Here is a 22,261-nt window from a genome sequence, read left to right as displayed (position 1 = left end):
AAGCGAAAATCTGTAGTACACAAATCCGAACTCGAAAATGAACAATTCATTGAAATACAGGCGCTGGCTTTAGGATAGCTGCAAAATGGGTTAAATTATTTTCTGATAGTCAATGGTTAATTTTTGAGGGCATTTAACTTATGCGCTCGTGAGAGGTGTTACAAATGTAAATGGCATCTTTTGAATAGAAAATGACAGTAATATTACCGTCATGAAGAAATCCTTTGAATAGGCACAGCATCAGTGTTATGCAAAGAGAGAGTCAGTTTTTTAGCCCGCATGGGGGGATTAAAATGAGTTTTTTCGGGTCTGCTTCGCCCTTTCTTCGGGTCTGCTTCGGGACTGCTTCGACTGTTCTTCGACTCCGCTTCGATACCGCTTCGACCCGGAGTCGAAGCGGTATCGAAAATGGTACGGCGTTGGTGTGAATAAGACCCATGGTTGATGGTGCATGATGCCCGATGTTTGTTGAGATGTTGACCATCAATGACCGTATTCAAATACAATCACGCTATTCTCCAATGTTGTGATGATAAAGCATGTATGCTAAAACACATGATCTACCATACATTAGAAAGAAATGAAACCACGAATTATGTTGATCTAACGAATTATGGACTTGCGAATGCAAGTCATGGAAACAGCAAAGCTTTTTCTCAATTCGCATAATTCGTTTAATTCGTGGTTAAAACTCTTTAGTTCAGCATTATATTTCTTCATGCCACTACTTTGTTTATTTCATCACAATATTGGGGAATAGAAAGAATACAATTGAATTTGAAACAATCTATGAGTGTGTAGTTTCAGATTTTTTTGAAGTTCATTCTCTGAGATGATTTTTATTCATACATTTGTTTCGTCTTTCTACGAAATACTAAACATGAACAATAAACAAGTTTACACCCTTGAGCAGGAGAAATTTGCCCGATATGCCAAGGCGTTGTCCCATCCGGCTCGTGTGTTTATCCTCGACTATCTGGCCAATAACCTCCATAAGTGTTGTTACAGTGGCGATATGGCCGAAGAGCTGCCCATTGCCCGATCGACCCTTTCGGAACACCTGAAGGAACTGAAAAAAGCCGGCTTGATACAGGGCGAAATAAATCCGCCTTACATTAAATATTGCATCAATAGAGAGAAGTGGGAAGAAGCCAAATTGCTTTTTGCCGAATTTTTTAAACGCTAAAAAAATTTACAAATCCCTTTCGGGTTTTCCCGAAATAAAAACAACAACTTATGGAAATCAAAATTCTGGGCACCGGTTGCCCCAAGTGTAAGAATCTCGAAAAAATCACGCGCGAGGTGGTGGAGCAGAACGGTTTTGAAGCAACCATCACCAAGGTTGACGACATCATGGACATTATGAAGTACAACGTGATGGCCACACCGGCTTTGGTGGTCAACGAAAAGGTCGAAATCAAAGGGCGGGTGCCTTCGGCTGATGAAATCAAACAGGTGTTGAGTAAGTATTAATTCTAAACTTGCAAGTAGTTATGAAAAAGTTCTTTTCAATGACAATGGTGATGCTCTTGGTAATGGGCAGCTTTTCGTGTACCGCTCAAAATGGTCAGAAAAAGGAGTCGGCTGTGGCTGTTGATTCAAAAATTGAGGTTTATTATTTTCATTTTACCCGTCGTTGCATGACCTGCAATGCCGTGGAGTCGGAAACTAAAAATGCCTTGCAGTTGCTTTATCCTGAGCAGCTTAAAAACGGTGCCATTACTTTTACAAGTATCAACTTGGACGACGAAGGCAGTAAAGCTGTTGCACAGAAATGCAAAGCGGCCGGTCAGGGGTTGCTGGTGATGGCAGGCGACAAACGCATTGACCTCACATCACAGGGCTTTATGTATGCCGTGAACAACCCCGACAAGCTGAAGCAGGAAATTAAAAAAGCCATCGACCCATTGTTGACATCTAAATAAAGTCGTATGGAGTTTTTACAGAGTGTGCTTGAAAATACGCAATATTCGTTTGTTACGGCCATTGTATTGGGACTGATGACGGCCATCAGTCCCTGTCCTTTGGCTACCAATATTTCGGCCATTGGTTTTATTAGTCGCGATCTGGACGACCGCCGGCGGGTGTTTCGCAATGGCGTGATTTACACCCTCGGACGTACATTCAGTTATACAGCCTTGGCATTGGTCTTGTATTTGGGTGCTGACCAGATGAATGTGGCCATGCTTTTTCAAGGATGGGGCGAGAAACTTTTGGGGCCATTGCTCATTGTCATAGGCCTATTTATGCTCGACCTGATAAAAATCAATTTCCCCGGTTTTTCAGGTCTCACCGGAAGATTGGGCGAGAAGAGCCGTCACAGTTATTGGAGCACATTTCTTTTGGGGGTGGTGTTTGCGCTGGCATTTTGTCCATACAGTGGCGTCCTTTATTTTGGGATGCTCATGCCAATGACCGTGGTCGGTGTAAACGGATTGTATTTGCCAGTGTTGTTTGCCATTGCCACCGGTTTGCCGGTACTGGTTTTTGCCTGGGTGCTGGCTTATGCCGTGAGCAATGTTGGGAAACTCTATCATCGCATCAAAACCTTTGAGATTTGGTTTCGACGTGTGGTGGCGGTGCTTTTCATTGCCGTGGGCATTTATTATGTGGTGATTTTCTTTGTCTTATAAAAGGAGATAACATGCTTATTCAGAAACATACAAAACTGTTGGTTTCCATTGCAGTCGTTTTACCCGCATTGGTGTTGTTATACATCTATCTACAACCATTGGTCAATTTGTTGACTTACGATTTGTTTGGCCTTAAGCCAGACTCTCACTTAGGTGCATCCATCAATTTCTTTTTTTACGACACGGTCAAAATCCTCATCCTGCTGTTTCTCATCAGTTCGTTGATGGGAGTGGTCAACGTTTACTTTCCCGTTGAGCGGCTGCGTGTGTTTTTAACCACTAAAAAACTCTATGGCCTCCAGTATTTCTTTGCCTCCTTTTTTGGTGCGGTAACGCCGTTTTGCTCGTGCTCGTCTATTCCGCTGTTTATTGGGTTTGTGAATGGGGGTATTCCGCTGGGTGTGACGTTTGCCTTTCTCATCACCTCGCCGCTGGTCAACGAGGTGGCTGTGGCCATGTTTCTGGGATTTTTTGGTGTTAAAGCCACGCTGGTTTATGCAGTGAGTGGCATTGCGTTGGGGATGGTTGGCGGCTTCGTTTTAGGCAAGCTCAAACTCGACCGCTATCTCTCCGATTGGGTTAAAGCCATCCAAACCAATACTGAACGTGCAGACGAACAATGGGAAGCCGAACACACACCGTTTGTCGACCGTTTGCCCATCATCATCACCGAAGGGTGGAACATTGTGAAAAAAGTGTTGTTGTATGTCATCATTGGCATTGCCATTGGTGCGGCCATGCATGGTTACGTACCCGAAAACTTCTTTACCCAGTATTTATCGAGCGATAAATGGTACGCCGTGCCTATGGCTGTGATTCTGGCAGTACCCATGTATGCCAATGCTGCCGGTATTGTGCCCGTCATTCAGGTGTTTGTGGCCAAAGGAGTGCCCATGGGAACAGCGCTGGCATTTATGATGGCCGTGGTAGGCTTGTCGTTGCCCGAAGCCACTTTACTCAAGAAGGTGATGACATGGAAACTGATTGGCATCTTCTTTGGAACTATTACCGTTTTTATTATCGTTTTGGGTTATTTATTCAATCTTATTCTGTAAATCAGATGGATATTTCAAAAAATGCTTTAAAAGCGTTGCAAATATTGCTCAGGGAATCAACTCTTCCGGAAGGGTGCATTCGCGTGTCGGCCGTGTCGGGATGTGGTGCACCCCAACCCACGGTGGTCGTTGCCCGGCGGGCAGATGCCAACGATTGGGTAATATCGGTAGAGGGCTTGGCTGTTTATATCGACTGTCAATCGGCCGATGCCATTTCGGGCTACACGCTCGATTATAATGCCAATGGGTTTAGGTTTGACTTGTTGTTTCCGGCCGGTAGATGTTGTCGGTAACATTGATGTGTCACTTCAATGCTTCTCAATGTTCTGTTTTGTGGTATGACGTAGATATTGATTGAGTTATGGATGTTTTTTTGTGTGGAATTTTGAAGAATAATTAAAGTTTATATAAAATGAAAGTACTCATTCTTTGCACAGGCAACAGTTGCCGAAGCCAAATGGCACATGGTTTTTTACAATCGTTCGATTCTCGCATCACTGTATGTTCGGCCGGAACCCAAGCTGCCGGTAAACTCAACGCCGGCGCTGTGGCTGCCATGAAAGAGATTGGCATCGATATCTCGAATCACACCTCCGATCAGGTCGAGCAGTATCTCGATCAGGAATGGGACTACGTAATCACCGTTTGTGGTGGCGCCAACGAAGTATGCCCGGCTTTCTTAGGTAAGGTTAAGCACCGTTTGCACATGGGCTTCGATGACCCTTCACACGCCACGGGCACCGACGAATTTATCAAAAGCGAATTCCATCGCGTGCGTGACCAAATCAAAGACGGTTTCTATAAACTCTACATCGAACAAATCAAACCTCAACTTTCTTAATTGTTTTCATGTAAGGAGGCTCTGTGACTGAGGGGTTTAATTCGTAAAAACTGAATAATGGGGATGAAAAAGGATCTGGCAGTTGAATTGTTTTCTAAGGGGTTTAACTGCTCCCAGTCGGTGTTGGCAGTTTTGGGTCCCGATTTGGGATTGCCTCAGGAGCAATGCCTGAAAGTGGCTTGTGCTTTTGGAGCAGGTATGGCTCGACAGCAATTGACCTGCGGGGCTGTGACCGGAGCCCTGATGGCATTGGGCTTAAAATATGGTAAGGGAGAGCACGATGATGACGCATGTAAATTGCTTACTTATCGCAAAACAACCGATTTTGTAACTGCTTTTATGGCGAAACATCAAAGCATTGTCTGCCGTGATTTGCTTCATGGTCTTGACATGAACTCTCCTGTTGGGATTGACGAGATTAATCGGTTGAACTTATTTAATTCTTCATGCCCAAGGTATGTTGCTGATGCGGTGGATATTGCTTTGTGTATTGTGGAGGATGAATTGATGGTGTTTTGAAGCCAATGATTTTAAAAATTTAGCAATTTGATGTATGACAAAAAAACTCGAAGGTATCTCGTTCTTTGAACGTTACCTCACTTTGTGGGTAGCCATCTGCATTGTGGCCGGTATTGCCGTCGGCAAACTGTTGCCTGATGTCCCTGCGACCCTCGAAAAGTTTGAATACGCCAATGTCTCTTTGCCCATTGCCGTGTTAATTTGGATCATGATTTACCCCATGATGCTCAAAATAGATTTCACTTCCGTGGTGAATGCCGTGAAAATGCCCAAAGGCCTCACGGTGACGTTAGTGGTCAACTGGTTTATTAAACCATTTACCATGTTTGGCATCGCTTGGTTGTTTTTCCACTACCTTTTCAGTGCTTGGATTCCTGCCAATTTGGCCACCGAATATGTGGCCGGTGCAGTATTATTAGGGGTTGCCCCTTGTACTGCCATGGTGTTCGTTTGGAGCCATCTCACCAAAGGGAACCCCGCTTACACGCTGGTGCAAGTGGCCATTAACGATTTGATTATCATTGTGGCATTCATTCCTTTGGCCAGCTTCTTGTTGGGCATTGGCGGCATTTCAATCCCTTGGGACACGCTGGTGCTCTCAGTGGTGCTATTTGTAGTGATCCCATTGGCATTGGCCATGATCACGCGCCGTTCCATCATCGCTCACAAAGGGGTGGATTATTTGGAAAATGTCTTCATCAAAAAATTTCACAGCATCACCATCATTGGCTTGTTGTTGACCTTGGTGATTATTTTCGCATTTCAGGGCGATAAAATATTGCAAAGCCCTTTCAATATCGCCCTCATTGCGGTTCCGCTCATCATCCAAACGTTTCTGATTTTCTTTATCGCTTACGGGTGGGCATACAAATGGAAATTGCCTCACAACATAGCCGCGCCGGCCGCCATGATTGGTGCCAGCAACTTTTTTGAGTTGGCCGTGGCAGTTGCTATTGTGTTGTTCGGGCTCAATTCGGGTGCTACGCTTGCCACCGTGGTGGGCGTGTTGGTGGAGGTGCCCGTGATGCTCGCCTTGGTAAAAATTGCCAACCGAACCCGGGGATATTTTGTCAATCGTTAGAGATAAACCATTGGGTGCTATGCTTCTTGTGGTTCTGCAATGGTTTTGAATAGATCAAAACAAAAAAGGATGTTCCATCGTGGAGCATCCTTTTTTGTTGATTGAAAGGGGGGATTATTTCTTTTCAAATATTTTATAAAATTCTATTGTTAGGAACGACACGAAAGCAGTTCCCAGTGTAATGATGTTCCATTGAAAACTCACGCCGGAAGTGTGAAAAATATGGTTCATGAAAGGAGTGTAGGTGATGAACAGTTGTAATCCAATCATGATGACAATACCCGGGAGTAACATTCGGTTGGTTTTCATGCTTAAATGTTTGAAGGCGCTTCCCATTGATCGGCAGCTAAATAAGTAAAATACCCCAATGGCGACAATGGTGTTCACCACAACTGTGCGAGCCACTTCTATGGTTTCTCCTGCAGTGTGGATGAGGTACTGATAAAGCACAAAGGCTGCAAGGGTCATCAGAGTTCCAACAAACGCAGTGCGCCAAATGATGGTGCCTGATAAAATGGGAGATTCACTGTCGCGCGGGGGGCGATTCATGATGCCTGCCAGACGTGGTTCAAAGGCAAGGGTGAGTCCTAAGACCCCAGCCATGGTCATGTTAATCCACAGGATTTGACTGGGCAGAATGGGTAGTTCAATGTTCATGAACACAGCTGCCAGAATGATGAGACCAATGCCGATATTGGTTGGCAGGGTCCACATGATGATTTTTATCAAATTGTCGTACACTGCTCGTCCTTCTTCTACCGCTGCGTAAATGGAGGCAAAGTTATCGTCAGTCAGCACAATGTCGGCAGCCTCTTTCGATACGTCGGTGCCGGTGATGCCCATGGCCACGCCAATATTGGCTTGCTTGAGTGCCGGTGAGTCGTTAACTCCATCTCCCGTCATGGCCACAATGTGGCGCTGGCTTTGCAGTAGTTTCACCAGGCGTAGTTTTTGTTCGGGGGTAACTCGGGCAAAAACTTTCAGGGTTGGCAGGTTTTGCATCAGAGTGGCATCGTCCATCTCTTCCAGCTCTTTACCACTCAGGTGCGTCATAACGCCTTCGGGCAGGGTGGCATCTAATAAGCCGATTTGTTGACCGATGGCCACTGCCGTCAAAACATGATCGCCTGTAATCATTTTTACGTCAATGCCGGCCCCTTTGCAGTAGGCCACGCTTTCGATGACTTCGGGGCGCGGCGGGTCAATCATTCCTTGTAAGCCAATAATGCACAATCCGGTTTCCAGGTGATGGTGATCCAGGCGGCTGGTGTCGCTGTCCATTTTCTTGCGAGCAATGGTTAATACGCGAATGCCTTTGCGAGAGAGTGATGCGGCGGCATCAATAATGGCTTGTTTGTCAATGGCCACTTCTTCGCCGGTAGAGGTGAGCATGTGGTTGCTGCGCTGAAGCAACGCTTCAATGGAGCCTTTGATGTATATAATCCTTTCTTTTTCTGACTGATGCAGCGATGCCATGTACTGGTGTTGCGATTCAAAGGGGATGGCATCCAAACGTGGCATGACGGCAGCTTGCTTGGCATAGGTCATGCCTGCTTTGTGTGCTGATACAATTAAGGCTCCTTCTGTCGGGTCTCCCTGGATGTCATACACCCCGTCGGCATTCACCAATTGGCTGTCGTTGCACAGCAGTCCCGCCACCAGGCATTCATTCAGTGGCACAATGTCATTGGGGGTGACGGTCTCATTCCCCCGTTTGAAATCCCCCTGTGGCGCATATCCCGTTCCGTCCACATCGTACATTACCCCGCCGGTATAAATGTGTTTCACCGTCATTTGGTTTTTGGTGAGCGTCCCGGTCTTGTCGGAACAAATCACGGTGGTGCTGCCCAGGGTTTCCACCGCGGGTAGTTTGCGGATGATAACTCTCCGGAGTGCCATGCGCGAAACGCCAATGGCCAGTGTGATGGTAATGGCAGCGGGCAGACCTTCGGGGATGGCCCCCACGGCCAGGGCAATGCTTTGTAATAGCGACTGTTGTGACAGAGTACCTTCGCGGAAGTAACCAATGGCGATGGCTAAAACAGCAAAGCCAATAATCACGTATGTGATGGCTTTGCTGAATTCCTGAAATTTTATGGTGAGTGGTGTTTCAAGTGATTCGGCCTGGTTGAGCATTTGAGATATTTTTCCCACCTCGGTTTGGTCGCCAGTGGCTACCACAATGCCGGTTGCTTGTCCGTAAGTCACCAGTGTGCTGGCATACACCATGTTGGTGCGGTCGGCCAATCCGGTTTGTTTCTCCTTTATCTGGTCAGCTTGTTTCTCTACCGGGGCACTTTCGCCCGTGAGCACACCTTCAACCGTTTGCAGGTCACGTGATTTGATTAATCGCATGTCGGCCGGAACCTTTGCGCCAGAAGCCAGTAATACCAAATCACCCGGAACCAGTTCGCGGGCATCTACCACCAGTGTTTCTCCGTTGCGAATCACTGTCGCATTGGTTACTAAAGAACCGGACAACGAGCTGATGGCTTTTTCTGCTTTGTCTTCCTGAATAAAACCAATGATGGCATTAATTAGCACCACGCCATATATAATGGATGAATCGACCACGCTACCCATGAGTAAGGCAACGGATGCCGAAAACAGCAGGATGTAAATGAGTGGATTGTGAAATTGGAGAAGCAAACGGATTAAGGCACTTTTTCGTTTGCCGGGCGCTATGATGTTTTTGCCGTAGGCTGCCTGTCTTTCTTGGACTTCTTGTTCTGTTAAGCCTGTGGATGCTTCACATGCCAGTTGTTTACACACTTCTTCAGGTGGTAAACAATGCCATTCTTGAGTGGTTGTTGTCATTATTGTGTCGATATAAGTTTGTGCTAAAATAATAATCTTCCGATGATGTTGCGATCTATTTCGACCCTATTTATTTGTAATGTTTTAGTGGTTATATAAATGGCTTTGTCACTTTCTTTCTGCTTTGTTTTGAAATTTGATAGCTGTTGTTTTTTATTTGAATGGTCTTTTTTTTATCGTGTAATCATGTTATTGTGCTGTTTATTAGTTGTGTATGTGTTTATTGGTGAGGTGCTGGATAAGAATGATCTGTTTTGATTTTTTATGTCTGTGAATGATGAAATGATATCTGTTTTGGGGCATTCATGATAAAATGTTGCCTTTTGGATGCTTTGGATTGTTTTTTTTTTGATTTTTTTTGATTGACCTTTTGCTTTTAGTTTTATAATTTGATGTTTTATTTGGTCGTTCTGAAACAATCAGTTTTTAAACACCCTTTAAATGTTTTTAATTGTAGCTATTTGGTGCTTTATTTGTAATACATTGTAATTATGTGTGTTAGATTTGTTTTGTTGAGCGATTCATTATATTTGCAACCAGTTTAAAACTAAAAAACACGATAAAAAATGGATTCGACAAAAGTTGCACGCTACATTGAAGATTTCATGGCTATGGTTGTAGCCCGTAACCCAAATGAGCCTGAATTCCACCAGGCTGTTCACGAAGTGGTGGAAAGTTTGGCTCCGTTTATCCTAGAGAACCCTGCTCTGATGAAGAACAAGATTCTTGAGCGTATGACTGAGCCTGAGCGTTTAATTTCTTTCCGTGTGCCCTGGGTAGACGATAAGGGTGAAGTTCAGATTAACCGCGGTTATCGCGTTCAAATGAGCAGCGCTATTGGCCCTTACAAAGGTGGTTTGCGTTTTCATGCTTCTGTGAACCAAGGTATCCTTAAGTTTTTGGCTTTTGAGCAGGTGTTGAAAAACAGCTTGACTTCACTCCCGATGGGTGGTGGTAAAGGTGGTTCTGACTTCAATCCAAAAGGTAAAAGTGACCAGGAAGTGATGCGTTTTTGTCAGTCGTTTGTGACTGAACTTTACCGTCACGTTGGTCCCGACACCGACGTTCCTGCTGGTGACATCGGTGTGGGTGGTCGCGAAATCGGTTTCATTTATGGCCAGTACAAGCGTTTGGTGAATGCTTATACCGGTACTTTCACAGGTAAAGGTCCTGAGTGGGGGGGGAGCCCGTTGCGTCCTGAGGCAACTGGTTATGGTACTACTTATTTTGCTGCTGAAATGTTGAAAACTCGTGGCGACAGCTTTAAAGGTAAAACCGTTTGTATCAGTGGTTCTGGTAACGTTGCTCAGTATGCCGTTGAAAAAGTAACTCAAATGGGCGGTATTGTGGTGACCTTGTCTGACTCAAGTGGCTTTATTCACGATCCCAAAGGCATCACACCCGAGAAACTGGAGTACGTGATGATTCTTAAAAATGCGATCCGTGGCCGTATTCGTGAGTATGTTGAGAAATATCCCGAAGCGACTTATTACGAAGGTAAGCGTCCTTGGAGCATCAAGTGTGACATTGCGCTGCCTTGTGCTACTCAAAACGAACTCAACGGCGAAGAGGCTCAAACATTGGTTAACAACGGCTGTATCTGTGTGGCCGAAGGTGCCAACATGCCTTCTACTCCCGAAGCGATTAAGGTATTCCTTGATAATAAAATTCTTTACGGTCCAGGTAAAGCTGCCAATGCCGGTGGTGTGGCCACTTCCGGTTTGGAGATGTCGCAAAACTCTATGCGCATGACCTGGACTCGCGAAGAAGTTGATCAGAAATTGCAATCTATCATGAAAAATATTCACGCTGCTTGTGTGAAATATGGTCAGGAAGGCGATTTCGTAAACTACGTGAAAGGTGCTAACATCAGCGGTTTCATCAAAGTTGCCAACGCCATGATGGCTCAAGGGATTGTATAAGTTTTTCCCATTGATTGAATTGACAAAAAAAGACCTGTCGGATTTGTTCCGGCAGGTCTTTCGTTTTGTTTGATAGCGGTTGCTTTATCGAATTCGGTTCATGGTTCGAATCAACGCCTCATCTTTCCCAATGGCAATCAATGCCAAAATGGTCATTACAATGCCGATTATTGGGAACACCACCGTCCATCCATAGCTGACAACGGCTTCCAGTGCTTTTGCGGCTGTGTGGCCATAGTAAAAAATAAATCCGGTGATGCCGGCCATCAGCACGGCATTCATCCCGCACAATCGGATTTGCAACGGGCGGTTTTTAAATAAAAATATTGTCACTAAACTCATCAATGTGCTCAAACTTACTAAAATCATAAGCGGGTATGCGCCAATTTCAAGTGTGGAGGTTTCTCCGGTGTGTTGCCATATACCCCTGAAATCTAAATAGAAATTTCCTGTCGGGGATGCAAAATCAGCATAGCGGCTCATCAATAATACGCCTGTCAATATTGCTGAAATGAAGAGGTAGATCGTTTGTTTTCGTTGTATCATAATGCTTTTATTTTTTCGCAAATCTATAAAAAACCCTTTGTTTTTCGAATTCCTCCTGTTCATTCTCTTTTTTTGTTTTTCAGGTCGGCTTTTTTTCGTTTATTTATTCTGATTTTTCCTTGATGTTGGTTCAATTATTTATCAATTGTACCGCTTCATTTTAGTCAATGTTTTTTAAGCTATTTTTCATCCGTTTATGAGTAATTATATCGAAGCCTCTGAGCTGATTATCAATCCCGATGGGAGTGTGTTTCATTTACATCTCAAACCCGGTGACATTGCCGACACTGTGATTCTAGTGGGTGATCCCGGCCGTGTCGATCTGATTGGCGGGATGTTCGATCGTGTCGAACTCACTCGTAAGAACCGGGAGTTTTATTCAAAAACAGGTGTGGTCAACGGTAAACGCCTGTCGGTCGTTGCCACCGGAATCGGAACCGACAACATTGATATTGTGCTCAACGAGCTTGATGCTTTGGTGAATGTCGATTTTGATTCCCGCTCCGTTAAAGCCACGCGTCAATCCCTGCAGTTGGTTCGAATCGGCACTTCCGGTTCGTTACAAAGAGATATTCCTGTCGATAGTTGGTTGATCAGTACCCAAGCCATTGGTTTTGACGGGTTGCTCAATTTTTACGGTAATTCTCAACGTGTGATGGATTTGGAGTTTGAAGCCGCTTTCACGTCGCATCTCAATTGGGCGCCTCGTTTAGCCAAGCCTTATGTGGTCAATGCCTCTGAGCAATTACTCAACAAGCTGATGGTGCCCGAAATGGTTCCCGGTGTGACCATTTCTGCCCCCGGCTTTTACGGGCCTCAGGGGCGGGTCATTCGCTTGCCGCTCAACGATCCGGATATCAACGAAAAAATTACTTCCTTTCGTCATGGGCAGCTGAGGGTGACCAATTATGAAATGGAATGTTCGGCCATTTATGGCCTTGCAGCTTTGATGGGGCATCAGGCAGTGACCGTGTGTGCCATTATTGCCAATCGCCTTGCCGGAACCTACAGTGAAGATTATCACCCGGTCGTTGAAAAATTAGCCGCAACGGTTATTAATCGATTGACCTCTTCACCTGTGATGTAACCTTGTTGCCTTTTTAACCAAAACTATCCGCATGGAACTCTCGAGAATTCAGGCTTTAATCACTTTGCTGGACGATCCTAACGATGAAGTGTTTATGCAGGTTGAAAGTGAATTACTACGCCAAACCATTGACGTGATCCCCCACCTGGAAGCAGCCTGGGAGCGTTCGCGTATGGAATTGTTTCAGTCGCGCCTCGAAAATATCATCCATCAACTGCAGTTTCGCTATGTCAAGTTCGAACTGGCTCGTTGGATTGATTCCGGTGCCGATGACCTGCTTTATGGGGCTTATCTTATCTCGCGATATCAGTTTCCTTCGTTGCAATACAGTTGGGTTGAGAATCAGGTCAATGAAATACGTAAAGATATTTGGTTTGAACTCAGCGAGCATCTTTCGGCTCTCGAAAAAGTGAAAGCCATTAACCACATCATGTTTGATGTTTACAAGTTTACTCGTAACAACATCAACATTATGGCGGCCGAAAACAACTACATCAGTGAGGTATTGCTGACAAAAAAAGGGAACCCCGTTGCTTTATCGGTCATCTATGTGGTGGTGTGCCAACGTTTAGGGTTGCCGGTTTACGGGGTTAATTTGCCCAAAAATTTTATTGTTGCTTATCTCGATTCAGGTGAGTTGGCTTCACGTGCCATTACCGAGGGCGATGTGCTCTTTTATGTCAATCCTGTGAACAAGGGTGCCGTGCTAGGGCGTAAGGAAATCGAGTTTTTCCTCAAACAGCAAAAAATTCAACCCCAGACGTCCTATTTTTTGCCATGTAAGAGCAATGAAGAAATTGTGAAGCGCATGCTCAATAATTTGATTTTCGCTTACGAAACCAATAATGAGTTGCAAAAAGTGCGTGAGATTTCTGAGTTGATGTCTCTTTTTAGTAATTTCTATTGATTTTTTTCTTGTATCTCATTTTTTTGTCTGATTTCGAGATAATAACGATGGGCTTTGAGTGTCTCATTTCTATTGTTAATAGTTTCTTCATTTAATCGTGCTCATGAGTTTTTTACAATCGCTTCAATCTTCCTCTGTATTTAGTCACGGGGATGTTTCAGTATTGCCTGTATGGCAATATTTTTCGGAGATATGTCAAATTCCACGCCCCTCAAAACATGAGGAAAAAATCCGTCAATATCTACTTGCTTTTGCAAATCAGAGAGGTCTTGATGCCAAAACTGATGAGGCTGGTAATGTTTTGATATCCAAGCCGGCGATGCCCGGATGTGAGCACTTACCCGTGGTTGTGCTTCAATCGCACATGGACATGGTTTGCGAAAAGAATAGCTCCAGTCCGCATCGGTTCGAGCACGATGCCATTACTCCAATTATTGATGGTGAATGGGTCAAAGCTTCCGGAACTACCCTGGGAGCTGATGATGGGATTGGGATGGCTGCCCAACTTGCTTTGCTGGCTTCCAATAACATCACGCATGCCCCGTTACAGTGTCTTTTTACGGTCGATGAAGAGACGGGATTGACTGGTGCTGCAGCCTTGCAGACCGGTTTTTTTTCAGGCTCTTCGCTTATTAATCTCGACTCGGAAGATGAAGGGGAAATTTTCATCGGTTGTGCCGGAGGGATGGATACGGTGGCTGTTTTTCCCTTGGAATTAGAACCAATGCCTCAGGGATATTTTCCCTTCGAGGTGCGAATCTCCGGATTAAAGGGAGGGCATTCGGGTGATGACATTCATCGCGGGTTAGCCAATGCCAACAAGTTAATGGCTCGTTTTCTTTTTCATATTCAGCAGGAGTTAGGCATGCGATTGGTCGCCCTTGAGGGCGGAAATCTGCGCAATGCCATTCCTCGTGAGGCTTATGCCTTGGCTGTGGTTCCCATGAAACAAAAGGAACCTGTGCGTGTGGCTTTTAATCTGTTTATACATGAAATGGAGCAGGAGTTTTCGGATGTGGAGCCAGGTATGAGGTTTCACCTCGAATCGACCGATTTGCCCTCGCAACTTTGGCCCATCGATATGCAACATCGATTGTTGCGCGCTCTGATGGCTGTGCCTCATGGGGTTATTGAAATGAGCAAATCCATGGAGGGATTGGTTGAGACATCGACCAATCTGGCGTCGGTAAAGATGACAGAACAGCAGGTGGTGGTGACAACCAGTCAGCGTTCGTCGGTGGAGAGTGCCAAACATTACGTGGGAGCCATGGTTGAGAGTGTTTTTGTGTTAGCCGGTGCGCAGGTTGCTCATTCCGACGGTTATCCCGGATGGACTCCCAATCTCGATTCCCCTTTGTTGAAAATGGCACGGGAGCGCTATCAACAGTGCTTTGGCGTACAACCGCGCGTCAGAGCCATTCATGCCGGACTTGAATGTGGCCTTTTTCTCGAAAAGTTCCCTGCTCTTGACATGATTTCCTTTGGCCCGACCTTGCGGGGTGTGCATTCCCCCGATGAGCGCTTGCATATCCCGTCGGTATTAAAGTTCTGGCAATTCTTGGTCAATATGGTTCATTGATAGAGATGGTCGAGTTATTTGAAGTTTGTTATTCATGCCAATTACGAGTTGAAATTTGCATTATTAAGGCACGATAATTGATGTTCCATCATTAAGCTGACGATTTGTTGAACCAATGTTAACGTTCGTTGGTTTTAATAATGTGGGTTTTTAGTTATTTTTGTAAATCTAATATGGCCACCATGGAATACGGATTGATGTTTGATAAGCTGAAGCGGATGATTGAAGAGGATCCCGATAATGTTTCCATTTTGGAAGAAACCATCGATGTGAATCTTCAAATGAAATATTTCAGAGTGTCGGTGAAAGCCAAAAAGGATTTGGATGCCGATGGCGTGTTAGCCGTGAAGAATAATTTGTTTGACGAATCCATTCCTGTTAAGGACAAGAAGAAATTGTTGGCACAGTTGGCTTCGGTGAATAAGGTTGAAGCTTTCAGAACCATTGAGCAATATATGCAAAGTCCCGATAAGGAGTTGAAGGCATGGGCTGTGTTGGCATTACAGGAGAGCCGGATGCTCATTCATTCTGTGCTTATGGATAAAAGTCCTGTGTTTATTTCGACAGGACTGGGGGGGAGGAAAAACAAATTGCGCTATTTTGTGGTTTTTGTGACCCGAAATGGTGAGCCTTTTTCTGCTGTGCAGCAATCGTTGCTGAGTGGTGAGCTGGATTTTTTTGCCAAGAAATATCAGGCAGAAGTTGAAGAGGTGAAGTTTTCCCCCATTTACGCCACTGCTTCCATCTTAATTCCTTTGCGCGAGTCCGTAAAGGATTTTCTTAGCGCAGTAATAAATAATTGCAATGAGTTGGGCGATTTCCTTTTCCCATCCTTTATGGTGACCAATGTGAAGCGCTTGTCAAATAAAGAAATCCTCAAGGCCATTAACGAGAGCATTAATCCTGAAACGGAAGGAGAAGAGACTTTGGATGTGAATTTAAATTGACCTTTAGCGTACTGTTATAAAAAAAGAAAGCCGGTTTTACCGGCTTTCTTTTTTCATGGTTGTAAATTGTCAAATTCAATGGCCGAAAAATCAGCTCCATTAATCACCTCTTGCAGACTACCGTCTTCGACTGTCATGGGTGAGCTTTCGTCTATGAAATTGATCACGTCATCTAATCCATTTAGAAATTTTTCAAAATCTTCTTTGTACAAAAAGATTTTGTGTTTTTCATAGTACATGCTGCCATCGTTGTCGTGTCGACGCTTGCTTTCGGTGACGGTTAGGTATAGTTCTCCCTGGCGCGTTTTTTTTACGTCAAAAAAATAAGTTCTTTTTCCGGCCCGGACTTGTTTGGAATAGATTTCTTCTTTTTCTGTCTGTCTGATTCCTGCATGTTGTTCAAATCTTTCCATTGTTGATTAGGGTTAAATCAGTTTATGTAAATATTTAAACCAAATTTGCAGTTTATTTTTCAAAAAATCAAACCCATTTTCACATTAATTTACATGTTTGCATTGCTTTTCTGCGTTAGTGGTCTGATTGTTTTTGTGGCGAAATGTGTTTGTTATCAGGTTGTTAGTGTTTTGTGTGCGCTTTGATGGCGGGGAATGAAGTGGTTTTTTTATGTTGAAAAACATTTTTTGTTCGACTCGTTTCATTTCCTCAATCTGCCTACCATTTGTTTTTCAATGGTCCCATGGAACACTCCAATAGTCATTGGCTTCGCCCATCTGCGTTTTTTCGGTGTGAGAGAGGTGGCTCATTTTATGTGTTTAAAAAAGTATTGAGACATATGTATCAAGATACAAGGCAGTGACTTTTAATAATCATCTTCCTGTGTGTCGAAGCGTTAAACTTGGCTCGTTTCAAGGCATCGTTGTCAAGAAACGAGCCACGTAGCCGGGAGTATTTTTTTTAATAAAAATGATTGTTGGCCACGAAAAAAGACCTATTTTTGCATTCAAATAAAAAAGCTCTTCTACATGTTAAGCAGACGATTACTTCGGGTAAAGGTGATGCAAATGGTCTATGCCTATTATAATCAGGGTGATACTTCCCTGCAGCAGGCCGAAAAGGAATTGTTTCACAGCATTTCCAAATCCTATGAACTCTATCACATTTATCTCTTGCTGCTGCTTGAATTGCGTTTGCATGAGGAGAAACGCATTGATTTGAATCGTCAAAAGCGGATTCCTTCACCGGAAGATCTTAATCCCAACACCCGTTTTATTGATAATAAATTGCTCGATTTTCTTGGGGGTAATCGTTCTTTGTTACGTTACATCGAGGCAACTCATATTTCCTGGGTCGATCATCCTGAGCTGATTCGTCAGTTGTTTACCGAAATTCGTCAGTCTCAAATTTATATCGATTACATGGCATTGCCTGAATCTGATTATGAGACTGATCGAAAGTTTTTGGTCAAACTTGTCGAAAAAGTGATTGCTCCTTTTGAACCTTTGTATGTACACTTTGAGGAGCAAGGGATTTACTGGAACGATGAGGCTGAATTTGTGGTTAGCATGGTGATTAAAACTCTTAAAGAATATCGTGACGACCTGGGCGAGGAACAAACATTATTGCCTGAATTTAAAGATCCCGATGACCGTGAGTTTGTCAAAACGCTTTTCCGAAAGGCAATTCTCAATCAGGCCGAATTCCGAAAGCTTATTGATGCTCATACCAAAAACTGGGATTTGGAACGTGTGGCTTTCCTTGATATTGTATTGATGCAAATCGCTCTTTCTGAGATTTTTGAATTCACCAATATCCCAGTTAAGGTGACGCTCAATGAATACATTGAGCTGGCCAAACATTATTCGACAGCAAAAAGTGGGGTCTTTATCAATGGGGTGCTCGATAAAGTGGTTGAACAACTGCAAAAGGACAATAAACTATTTAAATCAGTGCTAAATGTTGCTGCTGAATAGTCTAGAATCGAGATTCATGCCAACTGTTTTTTATTTCCTGGGCATTCTGTTGTTCCTGACGGCTTGTCAATCCAAACCATCGGTGAATCAATTGGGCGAAATTCAGGGAAAACCGGTCATTACTTTTTCGCAACAGTCACATGATTTTGGTGACGTTTCAGAAGGTGAGGAGGTTGGCGTGGTTTATTGGGCGCGTAACGACGGACATGGTCCACTGCTCATCACTCATGTAAAAGCCGGTTGTGGCTGCACGTCGGTTAAGTGGCCAAATGAGCCGGTAGCACCTGGTGATTCCGGGCGTATTGATGTGTTGTTCGATACTCGCGGACGTCAGGGGCTGCAGTCCAAACAAGTGCTAGTTTATAGCAATGCAACCGAAGCTCCTTTAGAGCTCCTTTTTACGGCAAGAATTAAGTAAAATATATCAATCATCTAAAACTGTATTTATGAATTTATTTGTGTTATTGGATGCTCAAGCTGCTTCACAGGGAAGCATGTTGCAAACTTTTTTACCCTTTGTGTTAATCATCGTGGTGTTTTATTTCTTTATGATTCGTCCCCAGATGAAACGCCAAAAGGAGTTGCGCAAATTCCGCGAAGCGCTGAAAAAAGGTGATAAAATTATCACAACCGGAGGTATTTATGGGGTTGTGAGCGAGGTGAAAGACGATGCCATCGTGATTGAAATCGCTGACAACGTGAAGGTTAAAGTGGATAAGTCAGCCGTGGTTATGGACATGGCCGATGCTGTGAAACGTTAATTGTTTTGACGATATTTCATGAAGGCTGACCTCTGTGTCAGCCTTTTTTTATTTCTTTGCATTAACGGCGGCAATGATGAAATGGCATTGGAATATCGAAGTCGTTATTTTTTATAAATTTCACTAATTTATTGGCTTTGATGACCACTTTGCGGCGGATATGGCTGTTGATTTTGCGTTTGTCTGGTGAGGACAGGCGTGTGGTTGTTTTTATTGTGTTTTTAATGCTTTCTTCCGGATTTTGGTTGATCAATGCATTGCGTAGTGAATATGTGTCAACCATTTCGTACCCGGTTCTTTTTATTAATCTTCCTTCCGATAAGGTGGTTTCGAGTGAAGTCCCGGCATCAATTGATTTGAAGATTCGCGGAACGGGATTCTCTTTGCTTCGGTATCATTGGGCTGAGCAACTCTATCCTTATGCTTTTGATGTTACCAAAATGCGTCGTGTGTTTGACGGTACTCTCAAAGGGGCTTACTTGGTTACGCGTGATTACACCCATCGTCTTTCCGATCAGCTTTCTAGTGATATTGAATTGGTTGAAATGACTCCTGATACTATTTATATTAGTTTCTATGATAAGATGACTCGCAAAGTGCCGGTTCGTTTTAAAGGTGACATCACTTTTGTATCGCAATATAATCAAACCGGTGAGGTACAATTTATGCCCGATTCGGTGAGTGTGACTGGGCCTGAATATTTGGTTGATACATTAAATGCCGTAAATACCGAATATCGTCGGTTTGAGCAGATTGCTGATACAATTCGTCAAAGTGTGTCTTTGGTGCAAATGCCTAACGTAATGTTGTCTAATAACAATGTCAATGTCATGGTTCCTGTTGAAGCTTTCACCGAAGCGGCTGTGGATGTCCCCATTGTGGTGCGCGGTGTTGCTGATAAAATGGTGATTAAGACCTTCCCGGCTGAGGTTCGGGTGTCGTATCGCGTTGGCATTAGTCGGTTCGAATCGGTTAGTAGCCAGCATTTTCTTGCTGTTGTTGATGCTGCCGGTTTTGATTCCGGCAACCAGGTTCGTTTGAAAGTGAAGCTTGAAGGAGCGCCCGATTTTGTTTATTCTGTCGATTATTTTCCTTTGTTTGTCGACTATTTAATTGAGCGAAGTGAATGAAAGGGAAGTATGCTGTCGAATTTTTATTGACGAATGTTCTTTGTTGGTGAATTAAGGTGCTCATTGATATGGTTTTATGGTGTTGCTGTCAATTTTTAAGTATTATAGGTTGAATTCAAGAGTGCTATCGCGATGAAGATTGTAGGAATTACCGGGGGGATAGGGAGTGGGAAATCCACTGTTTGTCGCATTTTTGAAATGTTGGGGGTACCTGTTTATCGAGCTGATGATCGAGCTCGTTGGTTGTGTAACCACCATGCCGGTATTCAACAAAAAGTGAATGCCTTATTAGGGCCTGATGCATACATGAATGGAGAGTACAATCGTACCTGGATTGGGCAAAAGGCTTTTCATGACAGGTTGTTGCTACAGGCTCTCAATCAGATTATTCATCCGGTGGTGGCCAATGATTTTGTTTATTGGAGTGCTGCATTTCAACAGTATCCATTTGTGATGAAAGAAGCTGCTATTTTGTTTGAGAGTGGGGCGAATGTTCAGGTCGATTGTGTGATTACGGTGACGGCTCCGATTGATTTGCGTTTGCAGCGTGTGATGAAACGGGATACATTGTCCGAAGGTCAGGTCAGGGCACGAATGCAAAATCAGTGGTCAGATGAATTAAAAATCGGTAAGTCACAGTTTGTGATTCATTGTGATGAAACACAATTGGTGATTCCTCAGGTTCTTAATGTTTATCAATCATTGATTGGTGAGGTGGACAGATCGTTTTAATTGTCACTCAATGTACGCGCTTCCATTTATTAACAAATATCTGCGAACCGATTTGTCTTATCTGTAGTTGTATTTGCATAAAGGCTTGAAATTCAATAAGTGTAATGTGATTAAAGGGATTGTAAGATGGGTTTTTTAGGTTCATTAATAGGTGCCACTTTAGGGTGGTGGATGGGGGGCCCCTTGGGTATTATCATCGGATTGATTATTGGCCATGTGGCTCAGGAGTCCTCTACTGCTTCTGTTCTGACCGATCGGGATGATCAATCACGGCAGTCGGTTGGTGGGTTTGTGGCATCACTGCTCGTGTTGATGGGAGCAGTGATGAAAGCCGATGGCAAGGTGGTGCATTCCGAACTTGAGTTTGTGAAAAGATATCTTGTGCGAACGCTTGGCGCTGACAAAGCACAGGAAGCTTTGCTGATGTTGCGCGACATCCTTAAGCAGGAAATTCCAGTGCGTGATATTTGTTTGCAGGTGCGCATCAACCTGGATTATGCTTCTCGTTTGCAATTGTTGCATTTGTTGGTCGGCTTGGGAATGGCCGATGGTGTTCTCAGTCGTGATGAATTGATGCTCATACGTCAGATTGCTTTTGATCTGGGTATCTCCGAAGCTGATTTGGGTAGCCTGGAGAATATGTATGTCGATGATGTCCAAGCTGCTTATAAAGTTCTCGAAATTGCGGAAAATGCTTCCGATGATGATGTGAAGAAGGCCTATCGTGCGATGGCTGTTCGTTTTCATCCCGATAAAGTGGAGCATTTGGGCGAGGATTTTAAAAAATCGGCTAATGAAAAGTTCCAGCGAGTGAACGAGGCCTTTGAAAAAATCAAAAAAGCGAGGGGGCTGAAGTGATGCGGTTCTTTTAATTCTTTTGTATAGGAGAGGGGAGGCCTCGTTATGATGCATGCTTGCACCATGCATGTCGTTCATGCCTATGGATGGAATTTTTTGTTCCGATATCTTTTAATTGTTTCATTTTGTGGGGAAAACATTTCGGAAGACACATTCAAGTGATGCTAGGCGTGATTTTTCGTTTTCTTGTTTGATGAAAAGGTTTATTTTTGCTGCAAATTAAACTTTAATAATATGTTAAAAGAAATATTGGCTATCAGCGGTCAAGGAGGCTTGTTTAAAGTGATTTCTCAAGCTAAAAATGCCATTATTGTTGAGTCGCTTGTTGATGGAAAACGCATGCCGGCTCACGCATCCTCTCGTATCAGTGCCCTCGAAGATATTTCTGTTTATACCGAAGATGGGGATATGAAATTGGCTGTTGTGTTTAAACGCATTGCTGATAAAGAAAACAATGGAGAGGCAATTGATGCTAAATCTTCAAATGATCAATTGAAGGCCTACTTTGAACAGGTGTTGCCTGAATATGACAAGGAGCGTGTTTATGTATCTGATATTAAGAAAATTATATCATGGTATAATCTTCTTGTTCAAAAACAGATGCTTGACTTCTCAATTGCCGAAGAAGTTGAAGATAATACTGAAGCGTAATTTTTTTCATCGCTTTTGATTTGTGTGTGAAGCGATTGGATTGGTAGGGATTGATTGGTTGAAAAAATAAAACCATCAATGCTAGGAATTCTCAGAAGAACACCCTTATTTTGCACCCGCTTTCAACGGGAAGCCTGCCGACAAGGGATGATGAAAAGGCCGAATAAGGTGACAAAACACCGAAAAACGCCGACCGAAAAAACTTTGAAAAAAGATTTGGAAGTTAGAAAATAAATCCTTTATCTTTGCAGCCGCAAAAACGGT

24 protein-coding genes are annotated in these 22,261 nt (G+C 43.7%); 21 read left to right on the top strand and 3 right to left on the bottom strand.

What is annotated here, in order from left to right; all coding sequences use genetic code 11:
- Positions 1–880 precede the first annotated feature (880 nt).
- The 9 genes from LX69_RS16005 (at position 881) to arsB (ending at position 6,129) form a co-directional block, all read left to right on the top strand.
- A complete protein-coding gene (locus LX69_RS16005) occupies positions 881–1,186 on the top strand; it encodes an ArsR/SmtB family transcription factor (RefSeq protein WP_111447048.1) in 306 nt (101 codons plus the stop codon).
- Between the two features lie 50 nt (positions 1,187–1,236).
- A complete protein-coding gene (locus LX69_RS16000) occupies positions 1,237–1,473 on the top strand; it encodes a thioredoxin family protein (RefSeq protein WP_111447047.1) in 237 nt (78 codons plus the stop codon).
- Between the two features lie 20 nt (positions 1,474–1,493).
- Positions 1,494–1,925, top strand: coding sequence for a nitrophenyl compound nitroreductase subunit ArsF family protein (locus tag LX69_RS15995; RefSeq protein ID WP_146260774.1), 432 nt, complete (start codon positions 1,494–1,496; stop codon positions 1,923–1,925).
- A 6-nt stretch (positions 1,926–1,931) separates the two neighbouring features.
- Positions 1,932–2,633 (top strand): aromatic aminobenezylarsenical efflux permease ArsG family transporter, encoded by a 702-nt coding sequence (locus LX69_RS15990; protein ID WP_111447045.1) that lies wholly within the window; start codon positions 1,932–1,934, stop codon positions 2,631–2,633.
- Between the two features lie 11 nt (positions 2,634–2,644).
- Positions 2,645–3,688 carry a permease gene (locus LX69_RS15985; protein ID WP_111447044.1) on the top strand — a complete coding sequence of 348 codons (1,044 nt, stop codon included), beginning with the start codon at positions 2,645–2,647 and terminating at the stop codon, positions 3,686–3,688.
- A gap of 5 nt (positions 3,689–3,693) precedes the next feature.
- Positions 3,694–3,981, top strand: coding sequence for an iron-sulfur cluster assembly accessory protein (locus tag LX69_RS15980; protein ID WP_111447043.1), 288 nt, complete (start codon positions 3,694–3,696; stop codon positions 3,979–3,981).
- A gap of 119 nt (positions 3,982–4,100) precedes the next feature.
- Positions 4,101–4,529 (top strand): arsenate reductase ArsC, encoded by a 429-nt coding sequence (locus tag LX69_RS15975; RefSeq protein WP_111447042.1) that lies wholly within the window; start codon positions 4,101–4,103, stop codon positions 4,527–4,529.
- Positions 4,530–4,592: 63 nt separating this feature from the next.
- Complete coding sequence (locus tag LX69_RS15970) at positions 4,593–5,048, top strand: C-GCAxxG-C-C family protein (RefSeq protein ID WP_170124436.1); 456 nt, start codon at positions 4,593–4,595, stop codon at positions 5,046–5,048.
- Between the two features lie 34 nt (positions 5,049–5,082).
- Entirely contained in the window at positions 5,083–6,129 is a 1,047-nt protein-coding gene (gene arsB / locus LX69_RS15965; protein ID WP_111447040.1) for an ACR3 family arsenite efflux transporter, read from the top strand.
- 114 nt (positions 6,130–6,243) lie between these two features.
- Here the strand turns inward: arsB and LX69_RS15960 are convergent, their stop codons facing one another.
- Positions 6,244–8,946, bottom strand: coding sequence for a cation-translocating P-type ATPase (locus tag LX69_RS15960; protein ID WP_111447039.1), 2,703 nt, complete (start codon positions 8,944–8,946; stop codon positions 6,244–6,246).
- Positions 8,947–9,512: 566 nt separating this feature from the next.
- Here LX69_RS15960 and gdhA point away from each other — a divergent pair.
- Positions 9,513–10,868, top strand: coding sequence for an NADP-specific glutamate dehydrogenase (gene gdhA, locus LX69_RS15955; protein ID WP_111447038.1), 1,356 nt, complete (start codon positions 9,513–9,515; stop codon positions 10,866–10,868).
- Between the two features lie 84 nt (positions 10,869–10,952).
- Here gdhA and LX69_RS15950 read toward each other — a convergent pair whose 3' ends face one another.
- A complete protein-coding gene (locus LX69_RS15950; protein ID WP_170124435.1) occupies positions 10,953–11,414 on the bottom strand; it encodes a DUF4293 domain-containing protein in 462 nt (153 codons plus the stop codon).
- Positions 11,415–11,610: 196 nt separating this feature from the next.
- Here LX69_RS15950 and LX69_RS15945 point away from each other — a divergent pair, with 196 nt between their 5' ends.
- The 4 genes from LX69_RS15945 (at position 11,611) to LX69_RS15930 (ending at position 15,934) form a co-directional block, all read left to right on the top strand.
- A complete protein-coding gene (locus tag LX69_RS15945; protein WP_111447036.1) occupies positions 11,611–12,501 on the top strand; it encodes a nucleoside phosphorylase in 891 nt (296 codons plus the stop codon).
- 31 nt (positions 12,502–12,532) lie between these two features.
- A complete protein-coding gene (locus LX69_RS15940) occupies positions 12,533–13,408 on the top strand; it encodes a transglutaminase-like domain-containing protein (RefSeq protein WP_185741725.1) in 876 nt (291 codons plus the stop codon).
- 103 nt (positions 13,409–13,511) lie between these two features.
- On the top strand, positions 13,512–14,987 hold the full coding sequence (locus tag LX69_RS15935) for an aminoacyl-histidine dipeptidase (protein WP_111447034.1): 1,476 nt from the start codon (positions 13,512–13,514) through the stop codon (positions 14,985–14,987).
- A gap of 182 nt (positions 14,988–15,169) precedes the next feature.
- Complete coding sequence (locus tag LX69_RS15930; RefSeq protein WP_146260773.1) at positions 15,170–15,934, top strand: hypothetical protein; 765 nt, start codon at positions 15,170–15,172, stop codon at positions 15,932–15,934.
- Positions 15,935–15,987: 53 nt separating this feature from the next.
- Here the strand turns inward: LX69_RS15930 and LX69_RS15925 are convergent, their stop codons facing one another.
- On the bottom strand, positions 15,988–16,347 hold the full coding sequence (locus LX69_RS15925) for a DUF3276 family protein (protein ID WP_111447032.1): 360 nt from the start codon (positions 16,345–16,347) through the stop codon (positions 15,988–15,990).
- A gap of 570 nt (positions 16,348–16,917) precedes the next feature.
- Between LX69_RS15925 and nusB the strand changes: the two genes are divergently transcribed.
- The 7 genes from nusB to LX69_RS15885 all read left to right on the top strand — a co-directional run bounded on the left by nusB (position 16,918) and on the right by LX69_RS15885 (position 21,997).
- Positions 16,918–17,865 (top strand): transcription antitermination factor NusB, encoded by a 948-nt coding sequence (gene nusB / locus LX69_RS15920; RefSeq protein ID WP_111447031.1) that lies wholly within the window; start codon positions 16,918–16,920, stop codon positions 17,863–17,865.
- A gap of 16 nt (positions 17,866–17,881) precedes the next feature.
- The gene (locus LX69_RS15915; protein WP_170124434.1) at positions 17,882–18,283 is read left to right on the top strand and encodes a DUF1573 domain-containing protein; all 402 of its coding nucleotides are present in this window, start codon (positions 17,882–17,884) and stop codon (positions 18,281–18,283) included.
- A 28-nt stretch (positions 18,284–18,311) separates the two neighbouring features.
- Positions 18,312–18,626 (top strand): preprotein translocase subunit YajC, encoded by a 315-nt coding sequence (gene yajC / locus LX69_RS15910; RefSeq protein ID WP_111447029.1) that lies wholly within the window; start codon positions 18,312–18,314, stop codon positions 18,624–18,626.
- Positions 18,627–18,763: 137 nt separating this feature from the next.
- On the top strand, positions 18,764–19,756 hold the full coding sequence (locus LX69_RS15900; RefSeq protein WP_146260772.1) for a YbbR-like domain-containing protein: 993 nt from the start codon (positions 18,764–18,766) through the stop codon (positions 19,754–19,756).
- Positions 19,757–19,888: 132 nt separating this feature from the next.
- Positions 19,889–20,488, top strand: a complete 600-nt coding sequence (gene coaE / locus LX69_RS15895) for a dephospho-CoA kinase (RefSeq protein WP_111447026.1) — start codon at positions 19,889–19,891, stop codon at positions 20,486–20,488.
- Between the two features lie 126 nt (positions 20,489–20,614).
- The gene (locus tag LX69_RS15890; RefSeq protein WP_111447025.1) at positions 20,615–21,346 is read left to right on the top strand and encodes a TerB family tellurite resistance protein; all 732 of its coding nucleotides are present in this window, start codon (positions 20,615–20,617) and stop codon (positions 21,344–21,346) included.
- Between the two features lie 234 nt (positions 21,347–21,580).
- A complete protein-coding gene (locus LX69_RS15885; RefSeq protein WP_111447024.1) occupies positions 21,581–21,997 on the top strand; it encodes a DUF5606 family protein in 417 nt (138 codons plus the stop codon).
- Positions 21,998–22,261 lie beyond the last annotated feature (264 nt).

The sequence above is a fragment of the Breznakibacter xylanolyticus genome (assembly GCF_003254275.1).
Taxonomy (GTDB): Bacteria; Bacteroidota; Bacteroidia; order Bacteroidales; family Marinilabiliaceae; genus Breznakibacter; species Breznakibacter xylanolyticus.
Note: the sequence above shows the minus strand (reverse complement) of the source record. Positions and strands in the feature narration are given on the sequence as shown.